Genomic DNA, 21,968 nt, shown 5'->3' on the forward strand with positions numbered 1-21,968 from the left:
AATTAGTTATGTATAATGATTTTTATCAGACCCTATTGATTGCGTTCATTAAGTTCAAAAATATGCTTTTTATTCAAATAGTTTAGATATATTCTAGCAAAATACTAGTACTCATAATTATTATTAATGATGGCAAGGACTTGATGATCTTCCCACTTTCCGTTTATCATTACATTTTTCTTTGCAATTCCCTCTTTATGAAATCCAGTCTTCTCTAATATTCTTATGGATCTGATATTATGAGGCATTACTTCAGCTTCGATTCGATGCAACTTAATTTGATTGAATCCAAAGTCAACGATTAATTTAAGAGCCTCTGTCATATAGCCCTTTCCGTTCCACTCTTTATCAAGGGAGTACCCTACCATCGCCTTTTGGGCAGGACCTCTTTCCAGCTTAAAAAAACCAATTTGACCGATGAGTTCATTGTTTTCATTAAGGTATATTCCAAAAGAGTATCCTAAATCCTTTTCTCTGTTCTCCTCCATCTTTTCCAGTCTTTTCACTTGTCCTTCCAACGTATAAAAATCAGAATCACGATTTGGGGCATATTGATTAAAAAAATCCTTGTTCCTTGTTTCAAGTTCTAGTAAAGATTCTACTTCACTCCGATCCACTGGATTTATATAAACATTCATACCTTTTATCATTAACCAGACCTCCAAAATTTGCAGTTACCATTTAAAGAACGCTGTACCTTAAATTCAATAAAAAAGAGCACTTCTCCTTCTGAAGAAATGCACCCAATTTTTTGGAATATTTAATTTAAAGTAACCTACTCCTTTTTAGAAGGCAATCGTCAGCCACCTTCTATACAAGTTAAAGTTGAACTTCCAACAGCATAATTTTCTTAACTTCCTTTATTAAGTTATTACACTATCCTGTTACGATTTGTTTTCTTTAGTTACCGTGTATTTTAGCCAATTTATGTATAAAATAAAGTTCATATTAATAAAGTTGGTGACTTATATGAAAACATTGTGGCTTTTTATTATGTTAGCCATAGTATCCTTTAGTTCCTTGTACATTTTGATGAAGAAAATGAACGTAACTAATGTCTTGGGCTGTTATTTTTTATCCAATGTTCTTATTACAAATACAGGTGTAATCATAAATTTAAATTTAAAATTAACAAAGCAGGATCCAACAAGTCCTTTAATTTTTTGGACACAAAAATTTCCAGAGCTTTCACTCAAGCCAGCGTTACTTTTATGGTTAATTTATATTTTGTTCTCTAAGAGAAATATTTTAAGTAAACTTATTCATCTCTTTATCTTCTTAACAGCACTTGTTTCAATTGAAATATATTTCGTTCATATTGGATATTTGGAATGGGTTAATTGGAACGTATTTTATTCATATTTGAGATATAGTCTAATTATTTTCTTATTGGCTATTTACTCATTTTATTTAGAAAGACTTATTAATAGGAACAAAGAGGTGAATACGATATGATTTTACCTCTTCCTGAGAACTTTGATGCTAATGAAATATTTATTATCTTTTCCACTGTAATTACCTGGTTCCTGATGTATGTATTACCTAGACGTTTGTCTGCTGTTACTATCATTATTATTTGGACATTTAATGTTTTTCTTGCTTTGTTGGCCGATATTACCATTAGTATAAAACCTTATAACTTTTACTTTACGATCGATCATTACACGCATGAATTATTTGATGTAATATTGCATTTTGTAACTTACCCAACTCTTCCTTACTTTGTTGTAAATTTCTATCAACATAAAAAATCCAAAGGCTTAAAGCGTCTATCCTATATTATTTTTTGGGCTGGGGTAGCGATTGCTATAGAATGGATTTCATTGAAGTTTCATGTTTTTACGTATACAGGTTGGAAATTGTATATATCTTTTTTCGTTTATTTGGTTGTTTTTGCCGCTAACATTTGGCTTTCAAACTTTATTGAAAAGAAACATCCTTACAAACGAACATCAACTAAATGATTCCATTAAATCACATTATATTTTTCTATGTAACATAAAAAATTCGATTCAATTTATTTATAAATTAAATTATATATGAACTTCTTAAACTTGATCATAATTAAGAATCAAGCATTCTGATTAGAATTTTATCCCTAAACTCCACTTTTGCTAAATAAAAAAAGCTGCGTGAACAGCTCTTTCGATCTTCAACAATAGCACCCGATTGCAGAAGATATTGAAAAAAACTTCGAATAAGAAAAACATAGGGAGAATTTAATCTTCCTATGTTCTCATTCATATTATTTATCTGTTTGTTTTTGCTTCTTTTTTAAATAATCTGCACGTATTTTTTCTAGGTGCTTCTTTTTATCAAATTTGGCCGGCGTCTGTTTTTCATGGAACTTTGTCACAGCTACCTGACCTTTGTAATCCAATTGATATTTCCCCACTTTGCTCACCTACTTTTCTTATCTTTAAAGAGAATCTATTCGACAAGTATAATATACCTTATTTTACTGAAGTAAATCTTATTACTTTATAGTGTACTGCTAACTTTGCATATATCAGTAAAAACATTAGAAACTTAGTAAAATTAATTAATTATTCTTTTTAGAGGAGAATATCTTAAATTTATCCTAGGTTATTATTCCTCCTAATCTAAGAAATTCGAACCTTTAATTCAATAAAAAGTGCACTTCTCCTTCTTGAAGAAATGCCCCCTATTCTTGAACAAGTTTTGAAACTAAATCACACTATAGTTTCTTACTATTTTACGTTAGTTCTGTCTGCCCTTAATTAACACCTCCATTCGATTATTCGTCTAATAATATTCATAAACCTCTAATTCATTAAACTCTTAAATAACTGTATAATTTATCTTTTATCCTCATTCATAAATAAAAAAAGACTCAAGTTGAATGAGTCTTTTTATATACGATTCCGATAAATTATGAAAAATGATTCAGGAGAATTTTGACCAGATTCCGGTTAATTATGAAAAATTACATTTAATTACCTACTGCAATATTTCGTTCCACTACATCATGAACAAGGAGTACACCTAACTGGTGATGTTCATTTTGATAAAGCGATCCTTGTACGAATCGGATCTCACCGTTTAGATCAAGTACTTCCAATTTACAGTACGCAGCATTAATTTGAAGTGCTTTGTACAGGCTTGTTTCATGTGTCAGAGTAACACCGTTTACTTTTACGATTATTTCCCCGACCTTTAATCCCATTTTAACTGCGGGCGTTCCAGGTACGACAGCAAGTATGATAACTCCTTTATCCCTCTGTACAAAAAGAGAAGGTCTTGTGTCATCACGCTGACTTGTAACGAGTGTAATGAGTTCACGGCCCGCAAGGCCTGCAGCGATCGCAATGGCAATTAATAGCGGCAGATTATAAAAATGACCGGCAGCTGCAATTGCTAAAACGAGAACCCCTAACAAAGTAACTTGTTTTCCAAGATGCTTGATCGCTTCGACAGGCAGCGTGTGTGTAACAAGCTGGCGATACCCGATTGCAAATGGTACTAAGAAAAACGAGAACCCGACAGCTCCCATCGGAAACAATGGCCACCAATCTAATACTGGGATTGAGCCAACCGGAAGAACGAGAAACTGAGGAACGATCCAGAATCGCGTTGCTTCGTGCGCTCCTACATAATGACCTCTTTTTCCTTTAAAAAGACGCGGTGATGTGCGGTCTGCACCTTTCCATAAAATCAGGATACCTTCCTGAATCAAAAGCACGCCTAAAATAACAGCTAATGAATCAAGCGGTGTATTTTGAATATCTTCAATCCATTTATCCAAAAATGCCAATCCAGTATATAGTTTAGGCAGCAAAAGACCTGCGATCGCGGCTAAGCTTACAGCATACGCTGGTGCCATAAAGCGGGTTTTCATTGTAAGTGCTAAGACAAGATACATCAATCCGATTAAGGCAATCATACCGATCGGCAAAGTAACGCCGGCCGCAATAAATATAACCGATCCTATGAGTCCAATTAATATACCAGGCAGCAATGAAAATATTAGATTATCAATTACGGGGTGAACCTTTACTTTAAATTCTTTACGTTCCCGTTTTACACGTTTTAGTCCAATCAAGAATGCTACGAATATAAAACCATAAAAAAGCGGGTGTAAAAAAAGCAGCCCGATGCCTTCTATCAGTTCGTTCACAAAGGTGTCTGTCATGGGCGTTCTCTCCTCTTCTCTTCTTGCAGTTTATCCACTTTTTCTTCTATTCTTTTTAGTCTCCTATCACTCGACACAGCTCGTTTTATCAGCATTCCGACTCCGCTTATGATAGCGAGCAGAATCAAAAATGCCAAAAGCTGAAAAAGTATGTCTCCAACATTTAATGATCCCATTTTGCTTTACCCCTTTAACGATCACAAAGGATTTTCTCTTATTAATTACTAGCTCGTTGTTATGTCTATCCAACAACAATTTGATTCGAGCATTTGAAGCATAAGGTGGATAACGCCAAGCTCCCATTGTAAAACAAGCAACCTCTAACAGAAATCATTCGATTCTTTTTCGTAAGTACTTCCCCTGACAAGTTGACTGGAGCGCAAGGTGCGAGACTCCTGGGGGATCAGCGGGACAGGTGAGACTCCTAAAAGCGCAAAGCGCTAGGAGGCTCACCGCACGCCCCCGGAAAGCGAGCAACCTGGAGCGGAAATCAACCTCTTTCAAATGTTTCATGCTATCATAACAAGCTTACAAAAAAATCCGCAGAGAATATTTCCTCTACGGATAGTATTCGTGTTTCGGTTGTTTTTTCCTGCCATAATCCCTTATTTTGCAAGTAATTCGATGGCCGTTTTACGCTGAACATCGTTTTTCTCATTGCGGATTGAATCGATTACTTTCGCTTCCATCTTACCTGCTGTTTTTTGATCAATTTTTCCTGTTGCTGATAAGCTGTTCGCGCGTTGGAAAGCTGTTACAGCAGACTGGGTTTTTTCATCAAAATAACCGTCTTCACGCCCTGTTTGGAAACCTAACCCGTTCAGCATCACTTGAGCATTTTTAACTTGCTCATTATTCATGTCATACACAAGCGGCTTTTCGATCGAGATCGGATTCGTGTAGAAGTATTCAGGCTGTTTTACTTCATACGTTGGCTTCACACCTTTTTTATGAATCCAGTTTCCGTCCGGCGTCAGCCATTTAAACAATGTCAGCTTAATGTTCGAGCCGTCACCTAAGTCGATGGACTGCTGAACTGTTCCTTTACCGAATGACTTTTCACCGACTAGCTCATAACTGCCAGCCTCTTTTAATGCTGCAGCTAAAATCTCAGATGCTGAAGCACTGCCTTTATCAATCAAGCCTACGATTGGATAATCTTTCTTTTCTTTAAGCGTGGAAACATAACGCTCTTTGTTTCCTTTACGGTCTTCAATCTGAACAAATGGCTTATTTTCCGGAATGATCTGGCGCAGAATGCTGTCTACGGCCTCAAGATATCCTCCTGGATTTCCGCGGACATCAATTACAAGCCCGTCGATTCCCTTCTTTTCAAGCTCAGTAAGCTGCTTCTTGAAGTCTGAACCTGTTTTTTCGGAGAAGGATGTAATCTCGATCACACCGATGTTTTTCCCATTTGCTTTTTCAATATCAGAATAAACAGTCTCGATCGGAATCTCGTCACGTGTTACTTTAATCGGCATTACGTTGTTCACACCGCTGCGCTTAACACCAAGTGTGACAACAGAGCCTTTTTCACCGCGGATCTTCAGTACTGCTTTATAAAGGTCTAATCCTTCAACACTTTTGCCGTCAATCGTAACGATCTGATCGTTCGGCTTTAAGCCAGCTTTCTCGGCAGGTGAATCTTTAAACGGGGCAACAATCGTTACTTTGCCGTCCACCATGCTTACTTCGGCACCGATTCCTTCAAAAGAAGAATCCAATGACTGCGTGAACTGGCTAGCTGTATCCTCATCCATATAGACGGAATAAGGATCTTTCAGTGTTTTTACCATTCCTTGAATGGCACCTTCCAGCAATTTTTCACGATCCACATCTTCTACATAACGAGAAGAAATAATCTCGTACGTTTTTTGAAGCTTCGCGAACTCTTCATCACTGTTAACCTTTGTTTTCGTTTTCGGAAGGTCGCTTACTCCATCGTTTTGAACAAATTTCGAGTCGTTTCCAAATAGCGCCATAGAGCCATACATTCCACCAGCACCGACAAGCAAGGACACAACAATCAGCAGGGCCAACATCTTTTTATTTACGTTCATTCTGCTCACCTCATTTTTGCAGGAAAAGGCATCACACCCTGCAAAGTGCGATGCCTTCCATTGTAAGAGATTCGACGAAAGAAGCCTGTCTCCTACTTCACTATATGAATAGCTTGTTTACTTTATGAGTTTATTTTACCAATATGCCGCAGGATTTACAGCATTTGTTTTCCCTGCATTCCAAGGACCTTTGTGAAGTTCAAAGTGCAGATGCTGCCCATGTGAACGTCCTGTGTTACCCATGTTTCCTAGGAACTGTCCTTTTGATACAGAACCGCCTGAAACAGCACGGCTGCTCATATGAGCGTAAACTGTTGTCCACTGTTGTCCACCGATTGAATGTGAGATGTAAACAACATTACCGTATGATGATGAATACTCGGACTTAATTACCGTTCCATCTGCTGCTGCATAGATTGGAACTGTTCCGCCTTGCGCGATGTCGATTCCTTCATGCATACCGCTGCTTCTATTACCGAACGGAGATGTAATAGCTCCAGCTGCAGGTTTAATAATCATACCATTGCCAGATACAGGTCCCATTGATGGAGCAGATCCACCTGATCCACCTGATGAAGATTTGCGTGCTTTTTCACGTGCAGCTGCACGTGCTTGTTCTGCACGGAATGCTTCTTCCTGAGCCTTAAGGAGCGCACCTTCGTTTTCGATCTTGTGTGCTTCTTCATGCAGTTCTTCCTCTTCTGATTGAAGAGATGCCATCAAGCGGTCTTTTTCAGCCATTTGTGCTTTCAGCTGCTTTTGAAGCTTTTGCAAGTCTTTCATTGCATTTTGCAGATTGCTGAGTTTTTTCTCAACAGATGCCATTTTATTCTCAAGAAGTTCTTTATCTTTCTTTTGTTCTTCTAAAAGCTGACGGTCCTGTTCAGCGATCATGTTCAATGCAAGAACTCGGTCAAGGAAATCACCGAAATCCTTTGAACCTAGAACAACTTCAAGGTATGAAACAGCTCCCCCTGATTCGTACATAGAGTTAACACGTTCTTTTAAAAGCTTGTCACGCTCATCAATTCGCTTTTGAACGACAGTGATCTCTGCTTTTAATTGTGCAATTTCTTCTTTTGTTATTTTTATATCTGCTTGCTTTTGGATAATCTTTTCATCAGTTGCAGTTGTAAGCTTATCAAGACGCTCAACTTCTGCTTCTAGTGCAGCCTGGCTGCTTTTGTTTTCTTCAAGCTTAGCTTTTGAATCCTTAGCTTTTTTAGCATTATCTTGTTGTTTTTTCTTGATGCTTGATAAAGATTCCGCGTGAACGACGGATTCAGAGTGATACACAGTAAAAGCGCTCAGTGCCAAACTCAAAGACAGCACTGTACCAAACACTTTGCTTTTCATTCGTTTTCCTCCCTAACCCCTATTAATTTGTTTCGTTTTCTTGAATCTTTACTTCTGCGATCTATTAAATCTTTAAGAACTTACGGACAGACGTCAAGCTTCCCCATACTCCGATAACTCCGCCAATCAGCAGCATCAATAGTGATAACTGAGGAATAAGCGGTGTTACTGGAAGCAGCTCGATAAATACCGTCCCTAACTTTTGATTAACGATGTCAAATATCGCTTGGTATCCTACTGCGATTACGATAATAGGAAGGAAAGCTCCAAACACTCCTAATGCAAATCCTTCGATAAAGAACGGCCAGCGGATAAATCCATTTGTCGCACCAACGAGTTTCATAATTTCAATCTCGCGGCGGCGTGTAACAATGGTCAGTTTTATTGTATTAGAGATCAGGAACATCGCTGTGAATACTAGGCCTAGAACGAGCACGATTCCAACGTTTCGGGCAACATCTGTAACTTTAAATAGCTTTTCAACGGTCCCTTGTCCATACTCAACTTTGTTTACGAATTTAAGTTTATCTACTTCTTTAGCTACCGCAGCAGTATCCTGCGGCTTGTCAGTGTAAATAATAAAAGCATCACGAAGCGGGTTTTCGTCTTTTAATGAAGAAAATGCTTCTCCTTCATCTCCAAGACTTTCAATTAATTCATCTAGCCCTTCTTCTTTTGACTGATACTTAACTGTTTTTACCTTATCAAGATTCTCAAGTTGTTTTTGATAGGCATCATAGTTCTCGGATTTCTCTGTTCTCTCAATATAAGCTCTGATTTGTACATCATCTTCTATTTGACTGGCAATATGGTTAATGTTCAAAAGAATCGTCAGGAATACACTTACTAAGAGTAATGTTACTGTTACTGCAGAGATTGAAGCGAAAGACATCCAGCCGTTTCGTCCCATGCTCTTAAATGCTTCTACAAAATGACGTTTTAGTGTTCTAATCTTCATAGCCGTAATCCCCCTTCGCCTCATCACGTACAATTCGGCCGCCTTCGATGGCAATTACGCGCTTTGTGATTGTATTAACGATCTCTTTATTGTGAGTCGCCATGACAACTGTCGTGCCACGGTCGTTAATTTCTTTAAAAATGTCCATGATTTCCCACGCGGTTTCTGGATCCAGGTTCCCTGTAGGCTCGTCCGCAATGACAACTGGCGGCCGGTTTACGATAGAACGTGCAATCGATACACGCTGCTGTTCCCCTCCGGATAGCTCATCCGGGAACATGCGGGCTTTGTTTTTCAGCTTAACAAGGTCAAGAACTTCCATAACACGTTCTCTGATTACTTTTGGTGATTCCTCAATAACTTCAAGTGCAAAAGCTACGTTTTCGTAGACAGTTAAACGCGGTAACAGTTTAAAGTCCTGGAAGATAACGCCCATTTTTCTGCGCACTTTTGGAATCTGTCTTTCTTTTACCTTAGCAAGATTTGTGCCGTTAATAATAATAGATCCTTGTGTTGGCTTTTCTTCACGATACATACATTTTATAAATGTAGATTTTCCAGCACCACTCGGTCCGACTACATAAACAAATTCACCTTTTTCTATGTAGACGTCAACCCCGTTTAGTGCCATGACACCATTCGGATATGTTTTCCACACATCAATCATTTCTATCAAACTAAATCACTTCCTTACTACCCCAAAAAGATATTTCCCTGATCAATCAACAATATATTTTAAGTCTTTCGACAATCACGCGATAAATGTCAGTTTTTTTCCGCAATAACTATTATAACATCTCGAACTGACAATTTTATTACAATTGTATTTCATCTTGGCTCAAACAAGGGACCTTGGTCGTGTTTTCTTATTGCTGTGATGGTTAAAATACGACACGATTCTCTGAAATCCTTCATATTCACAAAAAACCTGCATGTAAACTTTTCGACAATCGGTAGCTAAAGTCGACCATCGAATTGAAAATTAGGCACTTTTGTACTGCACATACGGTACATTACATCGGCTTATATTACAGAATCTGTAGTAAGAACGGCGTATTTATGTCATAAGTCCTACAAAATGCGCAAAAAACCAGCCGGTTGCGGCACCGGCTGGCAAGATTCGACTTATGGAGTTATGGGTGATTATCCGCGTTTAAATCCTTCCCCAAGTACTTCATTCGCATTTACAACGATTACGAAGGCTGAAGGATCAACGCTTTTTACATATTGTTTTAATTTCGTAACTTCATATTGTGCAACAACAACCATCAGCATCGGCCGCTCATCCTGGGTGTAACCGCCGAATGCATTGATTTTCGTTACCCCGCGGTAAATATGAGTAAGTATGCCTTGACGCAGTTCTTCTTCTTGATCAGAAATGATAAGCGCCATTTTAGACGTGCCAAGTCCGATCTGCACAACATCAATCGTTTTTGCAGTGATAAACATCGCGATCAGTGCGTAAAGAGCTTGTTCGATTCCGAAGATAAAGGCTGATGCGAGTACGATTGTCCCGTCAATCATGAGTATAATCGTTCCGAGTGAGATCCCGATGTATTTATGGATTATCTGCGCAAGGAGGTCCACCCCTCCTGTTGATGCTTTTCCTCGGAATACGATCCCAAGTCCAGCACCGATTCCAAGCCCCCCGAAGATCGCACCTAGTAAGGGTTCTTCAGTTGCTGCGCCCCACTCTTCAAAGATAAAAACGAAAAATGGCAGCACAAGTGTCCCGACAAGCGTTTTCGCGCCGAATCTTTTTCCGAGGAAGAAAAGTCCCGCGATGAACAGCGGTATGTTGAGACTCCACTGCACATAAGAAGGTTTCCATTGGAAGAGTCCGTATAGGATCGTCGAGATTCCGCTTACTCCCCCCGATGCGATCTCGTTCGGTAAGAGGAACACCGAGAATGCCAGAGCCACAAGCCCTGATCCGATTACAACATAAATATATTCTAAAATAAGTTCAACTGTCGGGTGCAGGATTCCACCACGTCTTTTTCTTATTGCCATCATCATAGCTATCTGTAAACCTCAAACTTTCATAAGGAATTTCTTTCAAACGAAAAAAGTATACCAAGCCTAGTATGCCCTTGTAAATGAGACCTTAGTGCCGCGGTGATGAGGTGAAGTGGTTGCATGGTAGCAGGTAATTCAGATAAGATGCGGAACCTACGACGGTATTTTTTCAAAAAAAACGAGAGCCATTAATGGACTCTCGTTTCTCTACGGACTTATTCTTTCACCTTTTCCTTTTCCTTCTTCTTCACTTCACTTCTTAATCCTTTTACCAAGGACCAGCACATAAATACCATGATGATGGCAAATGGAAGTGCTGTTGCGATGGAAACGGTTTGTAATACCGTTAAACCGCCTGCGGTTAAAAGAACAATCGCTACCAGTGATTGAATAACTCCCCATGTGATTTTAATTCTATTGGAAGGATTCAAATTTCCGGATTCACTCAGCATTCCTAAGACGAATGTAGAAGTATCTGCAACCGTCACATAATAGGTGATAACGACTAATAATCCAATCATACTTAACAATGTACTGAATGGAAGAGCATCAAAAAGATAAAAGATGGAAAGAGAAACGTTGTCTGCTATCTTTTTTGCCAGTGCATGATCGCCTAGATTATGAACAAGTTGCAGCCCAGTGCCTCCAAAGATAGCAATCCAAAAACATGTTCCTAGTGTCGGAGCTACCAATACCCCTAAAATGAACTCTTTAATGGTTCGGCCTTTTGAAATTCTTGCGATAAACATCCCGACAAATGGTGCCCAAGCAATCCACCATGCCCAATAAAAGAGTGTCCAGTTTCCGATCCATTCCCCTTTACTAAACGGAGCGGATCGCAAGCTCATTTGTAAGAAGTCATTTAAATAATTCCCAAGCGAGTTAAAGAATAGGTTGAAAATAAAGAAAGTTGGTCCGAGTATGAGAACCAAAAGCATGATCAAGAACGATAAGATCATAGCAGTATTAGATAAATATTGAATTCCTTTTTCTAGCCCTGTAGAAATGGAAATCAAGAAAAGTACGGTCGCTACAGCGATGATAAGGACTTGAACTGTAAGAGTGTTTGGTGTGTCAAATAAGGTATGGAATCCGCCGGAGATTTGCAAAGCTCCGAAGCCTAAAGAAGTCGCTATGCCGAATACAGTAGCAAAAACAGCCAAAATATCGATCGTTTTACCGATTGGTCCATATATTCTGTCGCCGAGCAGCGGATAGAAAGCAGAACTAATCGAAGCAGGCAATTTTTTATTGTATTGAAAGTATGCTAATGAAAGACCAATTACTGCATAAATTGCCCAAGGATGAAATCCCCAATGAAAAAAAGTATATTGCATGGCCAGCTTTGCTGAAGCATCCGTAAATCCTTCACCATAAGGAGGTGTAACATAATGCGTTACCGGTTCTGCAACACTCCAGTAGACTATTCCGATTCCCATTCCAGCGCCAAATAACATAGCAAGCCAAGAAGAAGTTCTAAATTCCGGCCGGTCTGATTCTTTCCCTATTCTTATACGGCCGTATTTTGAGAATAAAAGATAGACTGAAAATAGAACAAAAAATAATGCTGAAGCAAGATAAATCCAGCCTAAGTAGTCAATCGTATAGTCATATATGCTATTTGTTACGCTGGTGAGGCTTTTCTTAAAAAAGATTCCCCATACAATAAAAACAATTGTGAGTAAGAGTGATACATATAGTACACTTTTTCCTTTGCGATGTTGAGTACTCAATTTATTTATTCCCCTTTTCACTCGAAAAATGGATACACTTTCTTATATTCACCTGTTTCCCAATATTTATGACAAGTTTTAAGCGAGATTAAATTGTATTTGTACCCATTGTTCGTTAACTTCTATTTAAACAAGCGAATAGTCCTAGAAATATATACCCCCTCACCTTCAAAATCACTCACTTTAAAACAACAAGTTCTCAGTATAACATACATGACAAGTGAGTATGATTTTCTATCCCTTTCTGAAAAAAGCACCAGAATTTATACTCAAAAAAACCTTCTAGGAAGACCCATCTCCCTAAAAGGCTGCTATTTCTTTTATAACTGAATACCTAGTTCTGCTAAAATCGATTCTAGTGTTTTTCATTATATTCTTTTCTAGGCTGTGGTGAATCATCAACATGTTGATTCTGCAGCAAATAGTTTCTTTGTACATATTTCATATCTTTCGCATCTACCTTTCCGTCAAAGTTTATATCTGCTTCACTTTTTCCTGTTCCCCAAGGATTTTGAATCTCAATGGCATCGAAAAGTTTCAGAAACGGTTTCGTATTCATGATCTCCCTGCCTTCTATTTTTTTTAGAATATTGCGTGTATTCAAAAGTAATTGTAAGGGGAGAATTCAAGGTTTGCTATTGGGGTTTTCTTCATGACTCTTAACCTATATCAACAGTGAACTGAATCAAAAAAAGCTTTATAAAAGAGATAGAAATAGGGAGATCGACTTAAAAAACGTAAAACAAAATTGGGGTTTTCTTTAGTAAAATAGAAATATCAAAATAATAGCGGTTTATGATGGGGGCAGATGAAGTCATGCTAGAAGGAAAAATCATTAAGTTCTATCGTGAACGCAGAAATATGACCCAAAAGGAGCTCGGAGACGGCATCTGTTCGGGTACGCATGTAAGTAAAATCGAACGCGGCTTAACGGAAGTCTCCAAGGAAACGATACAATTTTTAGCGGACAGGCTGGAGATCGACATAGAAAGTGAGATCAAAATTTATAAAGGATTAGACACCCTTTTAAAGAAATGGGAAGAAGCCATTATCATGAAGCTTCATGCAAAGGCAGAAATACTTAAGCAGCAGCTAGAGGAAATTGCTTTGCTGCAGATTCCTGATTTCTACAGGTCGCACACCCTTCAGTTAGCCAGATTTTATTTGATGACGGGAGATCACTCAAAAGCGCTATCCATCATTCAAGAGATGGACAAATGGCAAAATCCCGCGCCGCTTGAGAAAAATATGATTCTTCATATAAAAGGAATCTATGGGCTCCAATGCAAACATGATTACTCTGAAGCTATTGAATTTTTAAAGCAGATTGACCCTGCTCATTACCATAATCCAGAGTATTACTATCACCTGGCAGTAGCCTATCATTCCATTAACTCTCGTGTCCTTGCCTATTATTACGCCAGCATCGCTCTTCGCTTTTTTGAAGAATCTCATTGCTATGTACGCGTGATTGAAACGGAGATGCTGATGCTCATACAAGTGGGGCACGATACCACAAGCGGACCTCAATACAGAAAGTATGAACAGCTGATTGAGATGTGTGATAACTTTGGCTTGGAAAAGCAAAAAGCTCTTCTCCTCCACAACTATGGCTATCACTGCATCCTGCATGAAGACTTTGAAAAAGCATGTGAGTATTATCATGAATCGATGAAACTAAAAGACCCTTCTACATCAGAGTATATTGGTTCACTAGAAGGATACATAAATGCCTCTGTACTTTTAGGGGAAAAATCAAAAACAGAGCTTTTATCTCTTGCTGAAAAAGGGTTAAAGCTGGCTAAAGACATTCATTCCACAACTTTCATCCATTTTTTTCAGCTCCACAAATATCGTCTCACAGATCAAAAAGAGCAGTATTATGACTACCTTGAGACAGAAATGTATCCATATTTAAAAAGATTAGGCTATGTCCTTCCTGCCGAACATTATGAAATAAAGCTTTTTGATTTTCATATGGATAAAGGAAATGCAGAAAGAGCCAATGAATATGCAGCGTTAATAGCCGATAAAAACAGACGCAGCAATCATTTTGTATAAAAAGGGGGCTGTCCCAAAAGTAAGGTAAACTTACTTTTGGTAGCCCCGAATTTTTAATTATTTTTACAAAAAATAATTAAAAATAAATGATATCTACAAAGGTAAAGAAAACTTGACCGACGGCCAATCTCTAGTTCCGCTTGTACTATCCACTTTGACATGTTGATACGTCGAAAATTTCCGTGCAAACAAGTTAAGTGTAAAAAAGAGGCATGACTTCAAAAATTCTTAGTTTTGAGTCATCCTCTTCTTGTTTTTATGAAGGTCTTTTCATCTGTACGACTTTTTCTTCTTGTTCCTCTAAACGTTCAGCGTTGAGCTTCTTTCTGTACACCCATCTCGAAAGCATGATGCTGATCTCATAAAGGACGAGCAGCGGAATCACCACTAGAAAATCCGATACAAGGTCTGGCGGTGTTATTAAAACAGCCACGACGACGAGTGCAAAGTAAGAGACCTTTCGTGCTTTTGTCAGCATAACTGGATTGATGATTCCGAGTGAAGTCAGAAACATCACCACGAGCGGGATCTCAAACAGAAATCCGAACGGCAGTGTCAGGTTCAGCATGAACTTGAAATATTTTTCCGATGTGAAAAAGGTTTGGAAGTTCCCTTCTGATAATCCGAGCAAAAAGTTCAGCACCATCGGATAGACAACAAAATAGCCAAATGACAATCCTAGCAAGAACAATAGAAACAAAGCTGGAATGTACGACAGCGTCACCTTTTGTTCTTTTTTATCCAATGCCGGCTTAATGAACATCCACGTTTGATGAGCGGCAACGGGTATGGTGAGCGCGATTGCAATCACGCCGGATATCATAAAATACACCCAAAGAATTTCACTCGGTCCGAGGACGGCAAGCTGCTGATCCAGATCGCGGATCAGCCAGCTGTAGATCGGCTCCACATAGAAAAATGACACTGCGAGAACCGTCATAAACATAACAAGCGTTATAATGATCCGTTTTCGGAGTTCACCCAGATGTTCCACAAAGTACATCTCTTCTGCTTTCACAACTCCAGCCTCCTTTCTCTTTTTAAAGAAGAAAAGATGCAAGCTTGCTATTGCGCCCGCATCTTTCCTCACTAAATCTCATTATTTTGACTGCGGTTTTTCTTCTTTTTCATCAGAAGACATTAAATCTTTTGCAGAACTCTTAAATTCACGAAGCGTGCTTCCGAATGCGCGTCCAATCTCAGGCAGTTTTGAAGGTCCAAAGATAATAAGCGCGATGATTAAGATCAGAATCAATCCTGGTACTCCGATATTAGTAAAACCCATGTGAATCGCCTCCTTAGAATTTGTTACTCATTAAAACTTAAAGCCAGTGATCGCTACTACTGATGGACGCGGCTGGTTGCCTCCGCGCACTTGCGGCCATGTGCTCGTTGGATTTGCTTTATCTTCCGTTTCCTCTCCTGGATGCTGCACGGAAAGGAATAGAGTTCTTTCATTTGGTGTAAAAGATGGTCCTGTCAATTCTGCTTCTTTTGGAGCTGATGCGAACTGGAATGCAACTCCCTTGTCTGGACCGACTGTCGGGATCATGAACATACCGTTGTTTCCAAAGCTCGTCCACGCATCAGAGTTCAATTTGCTGGATGAAATATCAGTCACGGTCCAAAGGTTGGCATTTGAATCAAACGTCAAGTTATCTGGAGCACTGAACCCGCTTTGTCGTCCGCCAGCTGCGAAGATTTCAAAGTCAAACTCCTCTGCGCCATGGTCTCCGTCTTTTTCAAAAAAGCGTGTGATATGTCCGTGAATGTTTCCATGCTTATCATTGTTTGTGTGTGCAATGAACACTGTTTGATCTAAAGGTGAAATTTCAACGTCTTCCGGACGGTCCGTTGGTGTTGCACCTAGTAAAATTGCAGCATCATGTGCGTTCACAACGACATCAGCTTGCGTTTTGAACTTTTCTAAAAGTTCAGCGTCACCAGCTGCTTTTTCACGAACCGCCTCGACTGTTAATGCTACCCACTTGCTCTTTTGCAGGTCAGCTGCGTAAAGCGTTCCTTCTTCTAAAAGCTTGCTGTTTTCTTTGCCTTTAGCTTCCACGTACTTGCCTTTACTCACAAACTTGTACACGCATGCATCTTTTTTATCGTCTCCCATATAAACGACTACGCGTCCATCTTTGGAGATGCCCATACTTGCATTTTCGTGGTTGAAGCGGCCAAGAGCTGTGTGCTTTCTTACTTTGAAATTCGGGTCGAACGGGTCTACTTCAATAACCCAGCCGTAGTGTGTTTGGTCTAAACCTGCCGCTTCAGAAGTATCCTCATAGTTTTCTTCACAAGACATCACGGTGTTCCACAGTGTTTTTCCTCCAGAACAGTTCGCAAATGTTCCCTGAACAGAAGTAGCACCAGATACGGCGGCGTTTCCTTTAGCTGGCCCCGTTAACGCGAAAGGTGTTAAACCTGTTACACGGCGTGCAAGTTCAGAATCCTTGTTTAACGTCCACTTGCCGTTTTTTACTTGAACTTCAATAATGGAACCGCCTTGGTTGTATAGCATTTTTTCAATTTGAGCCGCTGTATATTTGTCTCCCTTTTTTTCGCCTTCTACATATAAAGGGTTCGTGTATTCATGGTTCACCCAAAGCAAACCATGTTCGCTTGAATCATCGATCGGAAAGTACATAGTAAAATCGTTGTTGAATCCAAATGTGTCGCCTTTTTTATTAATCACATCACCATAAGACGCGATCACTTCATATTTATAACCTCTTGGTAAAACAAGTTCATCTTTGTCTGTTGGTGCAATCGGGTGAAACTTAAATCCTTTTTTGCGAGGCTTCATGCGCATTAAGCTGTCTGATTGAGCATTTGCTTTTTCTGTTAAAACGCCTAAGCCAGAAGTTGCTGCAGCAAGTGCTGTTGCGCCTGTTCCTAAATACGTTAGAAAGGTTCTTCTATCCAATGGTTTCTTTTCCACTCCATTTTCCCCCTAGTACCAATAATTTATCTTGCACCCTTAAGGATAAAGTGAAATTGTTAAGCCACTATGTAGGACATTTAAACAAACGTTTAAGGTTTTCTAGATTTTTCTAAAAGTTTTGAAGAGGCGGTCGTAAAATTCTGAAGTGTGGCGATTATTAACATTGGCGAGCAACAGTTGAAAAATTGTTTAAATAAACCTTTCCATACTTTAAGCTTTCCTCTGTAAAACTTCTAAGTTGGGAAAATAGCTATATAAATGTAACGCTAAATGATAGGCGCATCCTATGATTTTCCCAATTTACTTACTGTTGTTTATAGGTATAATTAACCATAAGGTACTTTTATTGAGGTGAAGCGATGGATATAGAAGTGGGAAGTCGTGTCGTTTATAAAGGCGTAGAGTACCAAGTGGTGTGGATTTACGAAAATGGGAATGTGGAAATTGCAAAAAAAGCACAGCAAAGTAAGATAGAACTTGTACGAAAGAACGATCTCACAAAAATAAGCTAAAAAAAACTTCCGAAGCACGTGGCTCGGAAGTTTTTTGGTGTTGACTGCTTTTGTAAGTAGTTACTTTCCGCTCCAGGTACTCGCTTTCCGGGGGGCGTGCGGTGAGCCTCCTCTGCGCTTTGCGCCGTTAGGAGTCTCACCTGTCCCGCTAATCCCCCAGGAGTCTCGCACCTTGCGCTCCAATTAACTTTTCAATGAAGAAACTACAAAACATTCTTAGCAGCCATCTATTAAAAAAGAGACATTTATAGTTTTGATCTTAGATATGAATCAATAAACGGCGTGATTTCGCCATCCATTACAGATTGCACGTTACCTACCTCAGTGTTTGTACGGTGGTCTTTAACTAGGCTGTAAGGGTGGAAAACGTATGAACGAATCTGGCTTCCCCAGCCGATTTCTTTCTGTTCACCGCGGATTTCCGCTAATTGTGCCTGCTGTTCTTCCAAACGGCGCTGTACAAGTTTCGCCATTAACATCTTCATCGCACGTTCACGGTTCTTGATCTGAGAACGCTCTGTCTGACATGACACGATCGTGTTCGTTGGTGTGTGCGTAATACGAACGGCTGAGTCAGTCGTGTTAACGTGCTGACCGCCTGCACCAGACGCACGGTACGTATCGACCTTCAAATCCTCTGTACGAATTTCGATTTCAGTATCATCTGTGATTTCAGGCATCACTTCACATGAAACAAATGATGTATGACGGCGGCCTGACGAATCAAACGGCGAGATACGCACTAAGCGGTGAACCCCTTTTTCCGCTTTCAAATAGCCGTATGCATTGTGACCTTTTATGCTCAACGTTACAGATTTCACACCAGCTTCATCACCAGGAAGGTAATCCAGCGTTTCAACTTTATAACCTTGGCGCTCAGCATAACGAGTGTACATACGAAGCAGCATGGACGCCCAGTCTTGGGATTCCGTACCGCCCGCACCCGGATGAAGTTCCAGGATTGCATTGTTTTTATCGTAAGGTTCGTTTAATAAAAGCTGAAGCTCGAAGTCGTTAAGTTTTGCGATCAGTTCTTTCGTATCTTTAACAAGCTCTTTTTGCATGTCAGCATCTGCTTCTTCTTTCACAAGTTCGTGTGCGATTTCCAAGTCCTCATAGGAAGAAGCAAGTTCCTCGAATTCATTTACCTGCTCTTTTAATCCGTTAGCTTCATTAATAACAACTTGCGCTGCATTCTGGTCATCCCAAAACGTCGGTGCACTCATCTGTTCATCTAGTTCAGCGATTCTTGCTTTTTTTGAATCGAGGTCAAAGAGACCCCCTAAAGTCGTTGATACGTTTTTCAATAACGTTGAGTTCTTGTTTTACTTCTACTAAATCCATAATCTCTGCACCTCATTTTATGATTGTAGCTACTTTTTAACGTATGCTATTGATTAATAAAAAATTAACCCGTTTATATGGGCTGAAAACATGCGCAAAGAGAGCCCCGAAGAGACTCTCTTCACTCACGATACTGAACTATTCCTGGTCAGCACCGTGACATTGCTTGTATTTTTTACCGCTTCCGCAAGGACATGGATCATTGCGCTTGATGTCCTGCTTTTTGCGTACTGGTTTCTTTTTAGATGCTTCTGCTTTGTCGCTTGGAACAACAGCTTTACCTTCAGCCACTTGTTCACGCTGCATGTTTTGTTCGATCTGCGATTTTAAGATGTAAGTCGTAACTTCCTCTTCGATCGCAGCTACCATAGCTTCGAACATCTCGAAGCCTTCAAACTGATACTCACGCAACGGATCCGTCTGGCCATAAGCACGAAGATGAATCCCTTGACGAAGCTGTTCCATTTGGTCAATGTGATCCATCCACTTGCTGTCAACCGAACGAAGGATAACAGCTTTTTGGAATTCTGCGATTTGCTCTGCAGGCAGCTGCTTTTCTTTTTCTGCAAATGCCGCATGAACCTTCGCTTGAATCTTCTCAATGATCTCTTCACGATCTAGACCGTAGAAATCTTTTTCCGTAAACACAGGCTCTGTGAACATAACTGCATTCACATAATCCGTGATTTCTTTTGTATTCCACTCTTCTTGAACTTCCGATTCAGGCGTGTGAACCGTTACGATGCGTTCAATCGTAGAATCGATCATACGCAGTACGATATCGCTCAAGTTCTCAGCATCCAGTACGTCCTGACGCTGAGCGTAAATAATCTCACGCTGCTGACGCATAACATCGTCATATTGTAAAAGCTGCTTACGAGCATCGAAGTTCGATCCCTCAACTCGTTTTTGCGCAGATTCAACTGCTTTTGTAACCATTTTGGACTCGATCGGCGTATCCTCATCCATGCCAAGACGCTCCATCATCGTCATCAAGTTATCAGAACCGAAACGTTTCATCAACTCATCTTCCATAGAGATGTAGAAACGAGAAGAACCTGGATCTCCTTGACGACCTGCACGTCCGCGAAGCTGATTATCAATACGGCGTGATTCGTGGCGCTCAGTACCTAAAATGTGCAGACCGCCAACTTCAATAACACCTTCGCCAAGCTTGATATCTGTACCACGGCCGGCCATGTTAGTCGCGATCGTAACCATACCAAGCTGACCCGCGTTCTCGATGATTTCGGCTTCACGCTCATGGTTTTTCGCATTCAAGACGTTGTGCTGAATTTTACGTTTTGTTAAAAGCTGTGAAAGCAATTCAGACGTTTCAACGGCAACCGTACCAACAAGGATCGGCTGACCAGTCTTATGGCGCTCTTCGATTTCAGCCGCGATCGCCTTGAACTTGCCTTGCATTGTTTTATAAATTAAATCTGCTCTGTCATCACGTGCAATCGGACGGTTCGTTGGAATCACGATAACATCCATGTTGTAGATGTTGCGGAATTCCTCTTCTTCCGTTTTCGCCGTACCCGTCATACCAGAAAGCTTGTTGTACATACGGAAGTAGTTCTGGAACGTGATCGTCGCAAGCGTCATGCTTTCACGCTGAATCTCGAGACCTTCCTTCGCTTCGATCGCCTGGTGTAGTCCGTCGCTGTAACGGCGTCCTGCCATCAATCGTCCTGTGAACGGGTCAACGATCACGATTTCGCCATCTTGAACCACATAATCCACATCACGGTGCATAATGATGTTCGCTTTTAACGCCTGGTTGATGTGGTGATTAAGTGTTACATGCTGATAATCATAAAGGTTATCGATGCTGAACATCTGCTCAGCCCGGTTGATCCCTTCTTCCGTCAGCTGCACGTTTTTCGTCTTTTCATCCACTGTATAATCCGTATCTTTTTTCAGCTGGCGCACAAACATGTTTGCCATCTGATAAAGCTGGGTAGATTTCTGTGCAGAGCCAGAAATGATGAGCGGGGTACGCGCTTCATCAATTAGGATGGAGTCGACTTCATCGACGATCGCAAAATTGCGGCGCTGGACCATTTGCTCTTTATAAACCACCATATTGTCACGCAGATAATCGAAGCCGAACTCGTTGTTCGTTCCGTATGTGATATCTGCAGCATACGCTTCACGCTTTTCCTCTTTTGAAAGGTCAGAAACGTTCAGTCCAACCGTCAGCCCTAGGAAATTATAAAGCGGCCCCATGATTTCAGAGTCACGGCGAGCCAAGTATTCGTTGACTGTAACAACGTGAGCGCCTTTTCCATCAAGCGCATTCAAATAGACCGGCATAGTCGCTACGAGCGTTTTACCTTCACCGGTTTTCATCTCTGCAATATTACCTTCATGAAGTGCAACAGCACCCATAATCTGTACTGGATAATGACGCATGTTCAATACACGAGCGGATGCTTCACGAACAGTCGCAAACGCTTCTGGCAGCAAGTCGTCTAGTGACTCACCTTTTTCAATGCGGCTTTTAAATTCAGCCGTCTTATTCGCAAGAGCTTCATCGTTTAACGCTTTAAACTCTTCTGCTAACGCGTCTACTTTTTCGGCAACTCTTTCATATCTATTTAGCGTCCGATCATTGGAACTTGGAAAAATCTTTTTCAAAATGCTAATCATCCGATAAACGCTCCCTGTTCTCGAGAATTATATACCACTTCTATTCTACCAGTTTGTGAAACGAGCCACAAGAAATCCCAAATCTTTTCATCTGAATTGTATCATCGGCTTTCATGGGAATTCCTATTTATGTGAAATTTTCTATAGTTTAAAGAGACACGAAA

The 21,968-nt window shown here is 40.1% G+C and carries 19 protein-coding genes; 3 read left to right on the forward strand and 16 right to left on the reverse strand.

All coding sequences use genetic code 11. The annotated features are described in order from the left end of the window. Positions 1 to 104: 104 nt before the first annotated feature. Positions 105 to 650 (reverse strand): GNAT family N-acetyltransferase, encoded by a 546-nt coding sequence (locus ACFQ4X_RS13470; RefSeq protein ID WP_379835895.1) that lies wholly within the window; start codon positions 648 to 650, stop codon positions 105 to 107. 801 nt (positions 651 to 1,451) lie between these two features. Here ACFQ4X_RS13470 and ACFQ4X_RS13475 point away from each other — a divergent pair. Continuing rightward, on the forward strand, positions 1,452 to 1,964 hold the full coding sequence (locus ACFQ4X_RS13475; RefSeq protein ID WP_379835897.1) for a hypothetical protein: 513 nt from the start codon (positions 1,452 to 1,454) through the stop codon (positions 1,962 to 1,964). Positions 1,965 to 2,245: 281 nt separating this feature from the next. Here ACFQ4X_RS13475 and ACFQ4X_RS13480 read toward each other — a convergent pair whose 3' ends face one another. The 10 genes from ACFQ4X_RS13480 to ACFQ4X_RS13525 all read right to left on the reverse strand — a co-directional run bounded on the left by ACFQ4X_RS13480 (position 2,246) and on the right by ACFQ4X_RS13525 (position 12,841). Next, positions 2,246 to 2,395: a hypothetical protein gene (locus tag ACFQ4X_RS13480; RefSeq protein ID WP_379835899.1), complete on the reverse strand. Its 150-nt coding sequence runs from the start codon at positions 2,393 to 2,395 to the stop codon at positions 2,246 to 2,248. A gap of 558 nt (positions 2,396 to 2,953) precedes the next feature. Further along, the gene (locus tag ACFQ4X_RS13485) at positions 2,954 to 4,153 is read right to left on the reverse strand and encodes a PDZ domain-containing protein (protein ID WP_379835901.1); all 1,200 of its coding nucleotides are present in this window, start codon (positions 4,151 to 4,153) and stop codon (positions 2,954 to 2,956) included. Next, positions 4,150 to 4,329, reverse strand: coding sequence for a hypothetical protein (locus ACFQ4X_RS13490; RefSeq protein ID WP_379835903.1), 180 nt, complete (start codon positions 4,327 to 4,329; stop codon positions 4,150 to 4,152). The genes ACFQ4X_RS13485 and ACFQ4X_RS13490 overlap by 4 nt, the downstream gene beginning before the upstream one ends. A gap of 429 nt (positions 4,330 to 4,758) precedes the next feature. Next, positions 4,759 to 6,216, reverse strand: coding sequence for a S41 family peptidase (locus ACFQ4X_RS13495; RefSeq protein ID WP_379835905.1), 1,458 nt, complete (start codon positions 6,214 to 6,216; stop codon positions 4,759 to 4,761). Positions 6,217 to 6,351: 135 nt separating this feature from the next. Further along, a complete protein-coding gene (locus tag ACFQ4X_RS13500; protein ID WP_379835907.1) occupies positions 6,352 to 7,572 on the reverse strand; it encodes a murein hydrolase activator EnvC family protein in 1,221 nt (406 codons plus the stop codon). A gap of 64 nt (positions 7,573 to 7,636) precedes the next feature. After that, complete coding sequence (gene ftsX / locus ACFQ4X_RS13505) at positions 7,637 to 8,530, reverse strand: permease-like cell division protein FtsX (RefSeq protein WP_379835909.1); 894 nt, start codon at positions 8,528 to 8,530, stop codon at positions 7,637 to 7,639. Next, a complete protein-coding gene (ftsE, locus tag ACFQ4X_RS13510; protein ID WP_066292798.1) occupies positions 8,520 to 9,206 on the reverse strand; it encodes a cell division ATP-binding protein FtsE in 687 nt (228 codons plus the stop codon). Before ftsE ends, ftsX begins: the two co-directional genes overlap by 11 nt. A 467-nt stretch (positions 9,207 to 9,673) precedes the next feature. Then, positions 9,674 to 10,549 carry a YitT family protein gene (locus ACFQ4X_RS13515; protein WP_379835911.1) on the reverse strand — a complete coding sequence of 292 codons (876 nt, stop codon included), beginning with the start codon at positions 10,547 to 10,549 and terminating at the stop codon, positions 9,674 to 9,676. Positions 10,550 to 10,764: 215 nt separating this feature from the next. Next, a complete protein-coding gene (locus ACFQ4X_RS13520; RefSeq protein ID WP_379835913.1) occupies positions 10,765 to 12,282 on the reverse strand; it encodes a glycine betaine uptake BCCT transporter in 1,518 nt (505 codons plus the stop codon). 355 nt (positions 12,283 to 12,637) lie between these two features. Further along, positions 12,638 to 12,841 (reverse strand): hypothetical protein, encoded by a 204-nt coding sequence (locus ACFQ4X_RS13525; protein ID WP_379835915.1) that lies wholly within the window; start codon positions 12,839 to 12,841, stop codon positions 12,638 to 12,640. Positions 12,842 to 13,098: 257 nt separating this feature from the next. Here ACFQ4X_RS13525 and ACFQ4X_RS13530 point away from each other — a divergent pair, with 257 nt between their 5' ends. Further along, positions 13,099 to 14,343 (forward strand): helix-turn-helix domain-containing protein, encoded by a 1,245-nt coding sequence (locus tag ACFQ4X_RS13530; protein WP_379835917.1) that lies wholly within the window; start codon positions 13,099 to 13,101, stop codon positions 14,341 to 14,343. A 256-nt stretch (positions 14,344 to 14,599) separates the two neighbouring features. Here ACFQ4X_RS13530 and tatC read toward each other — a convergent pair whose 3' ends face one another. From tatC to ACFQ4X_RS13545, 3 genes are all read right to left on the reverse strand, one after another. Next, positions 14,600 to 15,346, reverse strand: coding sequence for a twin-arginine translocase subunit TatC (tatC, locus tag ACFQ4X_RS13535; protein WP_379837170.1), 747 nt, complete (start codon positions 15,344 to 15,346; stop codon positions 14,600 to 14,602). Positions 15,347 to 15,442: 96 nt separating this feature from the next. After that, complete coding sequence (gene tatA, locus ACFQ4X_RS13540) at positions 15,443 to 15,628, reverse strand: twin-arginine translocase TatA/TatE family subunit (protein WP_066292809.1); 186 nt, start codon at positions 15,626 to 15,628, stop codon at positions 15,443 to 15,445. Between the two features lie 30 nt (positions 15,629 to 15,658). Beyond that, positions 15,659 to 17,290 (reverse strand): PhoX family protein, encoded by a 1,632-nt coding sequence (locus ACFQ4X_RS13545; protein ID WP_379835919.1) that lies wholly within the window; start codon positions 17,288 to 17,290, stop codon positions 15,659 to 15,661. Positions 17,291 to 17,652: 362 nt separating this feature from the next. On the opposite strand from ACFQ4X_RS13545, the gene ACFQ4X_RS13550 reads away from it, so the two are divergent. After that, positions 17,653 to 17,805 (forward strand): hypothetical protein, encoded by a 153-nt coding sequence (locus ACFQ4X_RS13550; protein WP_379835921.1) that lies wholly within the window; start codon positions 17,653 to 17,655, stop codon positions 17,803 to 17,805. A 245-nt stretch (positions 17,806 to 18,050) separates the two neighbouring features. Here the strand turns inward: ACFQ4X_RS13550 and prfB are convergent. Together prfB and secA are read right to left on the reverse strand one after the other, a co-directional pair. Then, positions 18,051 to 19,149, reverse strand: a protein-coding gene (prfB, locus tag ACFQ4X_RS13555) for a peptide chain release factor 2 (RefSeq protein WP_253805367.1) whose coding sequence is annotated in 2 segments (ribosomal slippage) — positions 18,051 to 19,085 and positions 19,087 to 19,149 — 1,098 coding nt in all. Because the reading frame shifts where the segments join, the coding sequence is not laid out codon by codon here. A 138-nt stretch (positions 19,150 to 19,287) separates the two neighbouring features. Next, on the reverse strand, positions 19,288 to 21,804 hold the full coding sequence (gene secA / locus ACFQ4X_RS13560) for a preprotein translocase subunit SecA (protein ID WP_379835923.1): 2,517 nt from the start codon (positions 21,802 to 21,804) through the stop codon (positions 19,288 to 19,290). Positions 21,805 to 21,968 lie beyond the last annotated feature (164 nt).

Origin of the sequence: Fictibacillus halophilus (assembly GCF_042680145.1) — a bacterium.
GTDB classification, from domain to species: Bacteria; Bacillota; Bacilli; order Bacillales; family Fictibacillaceae; genus Fictibacillus; species Fictibacillus halophilus_A.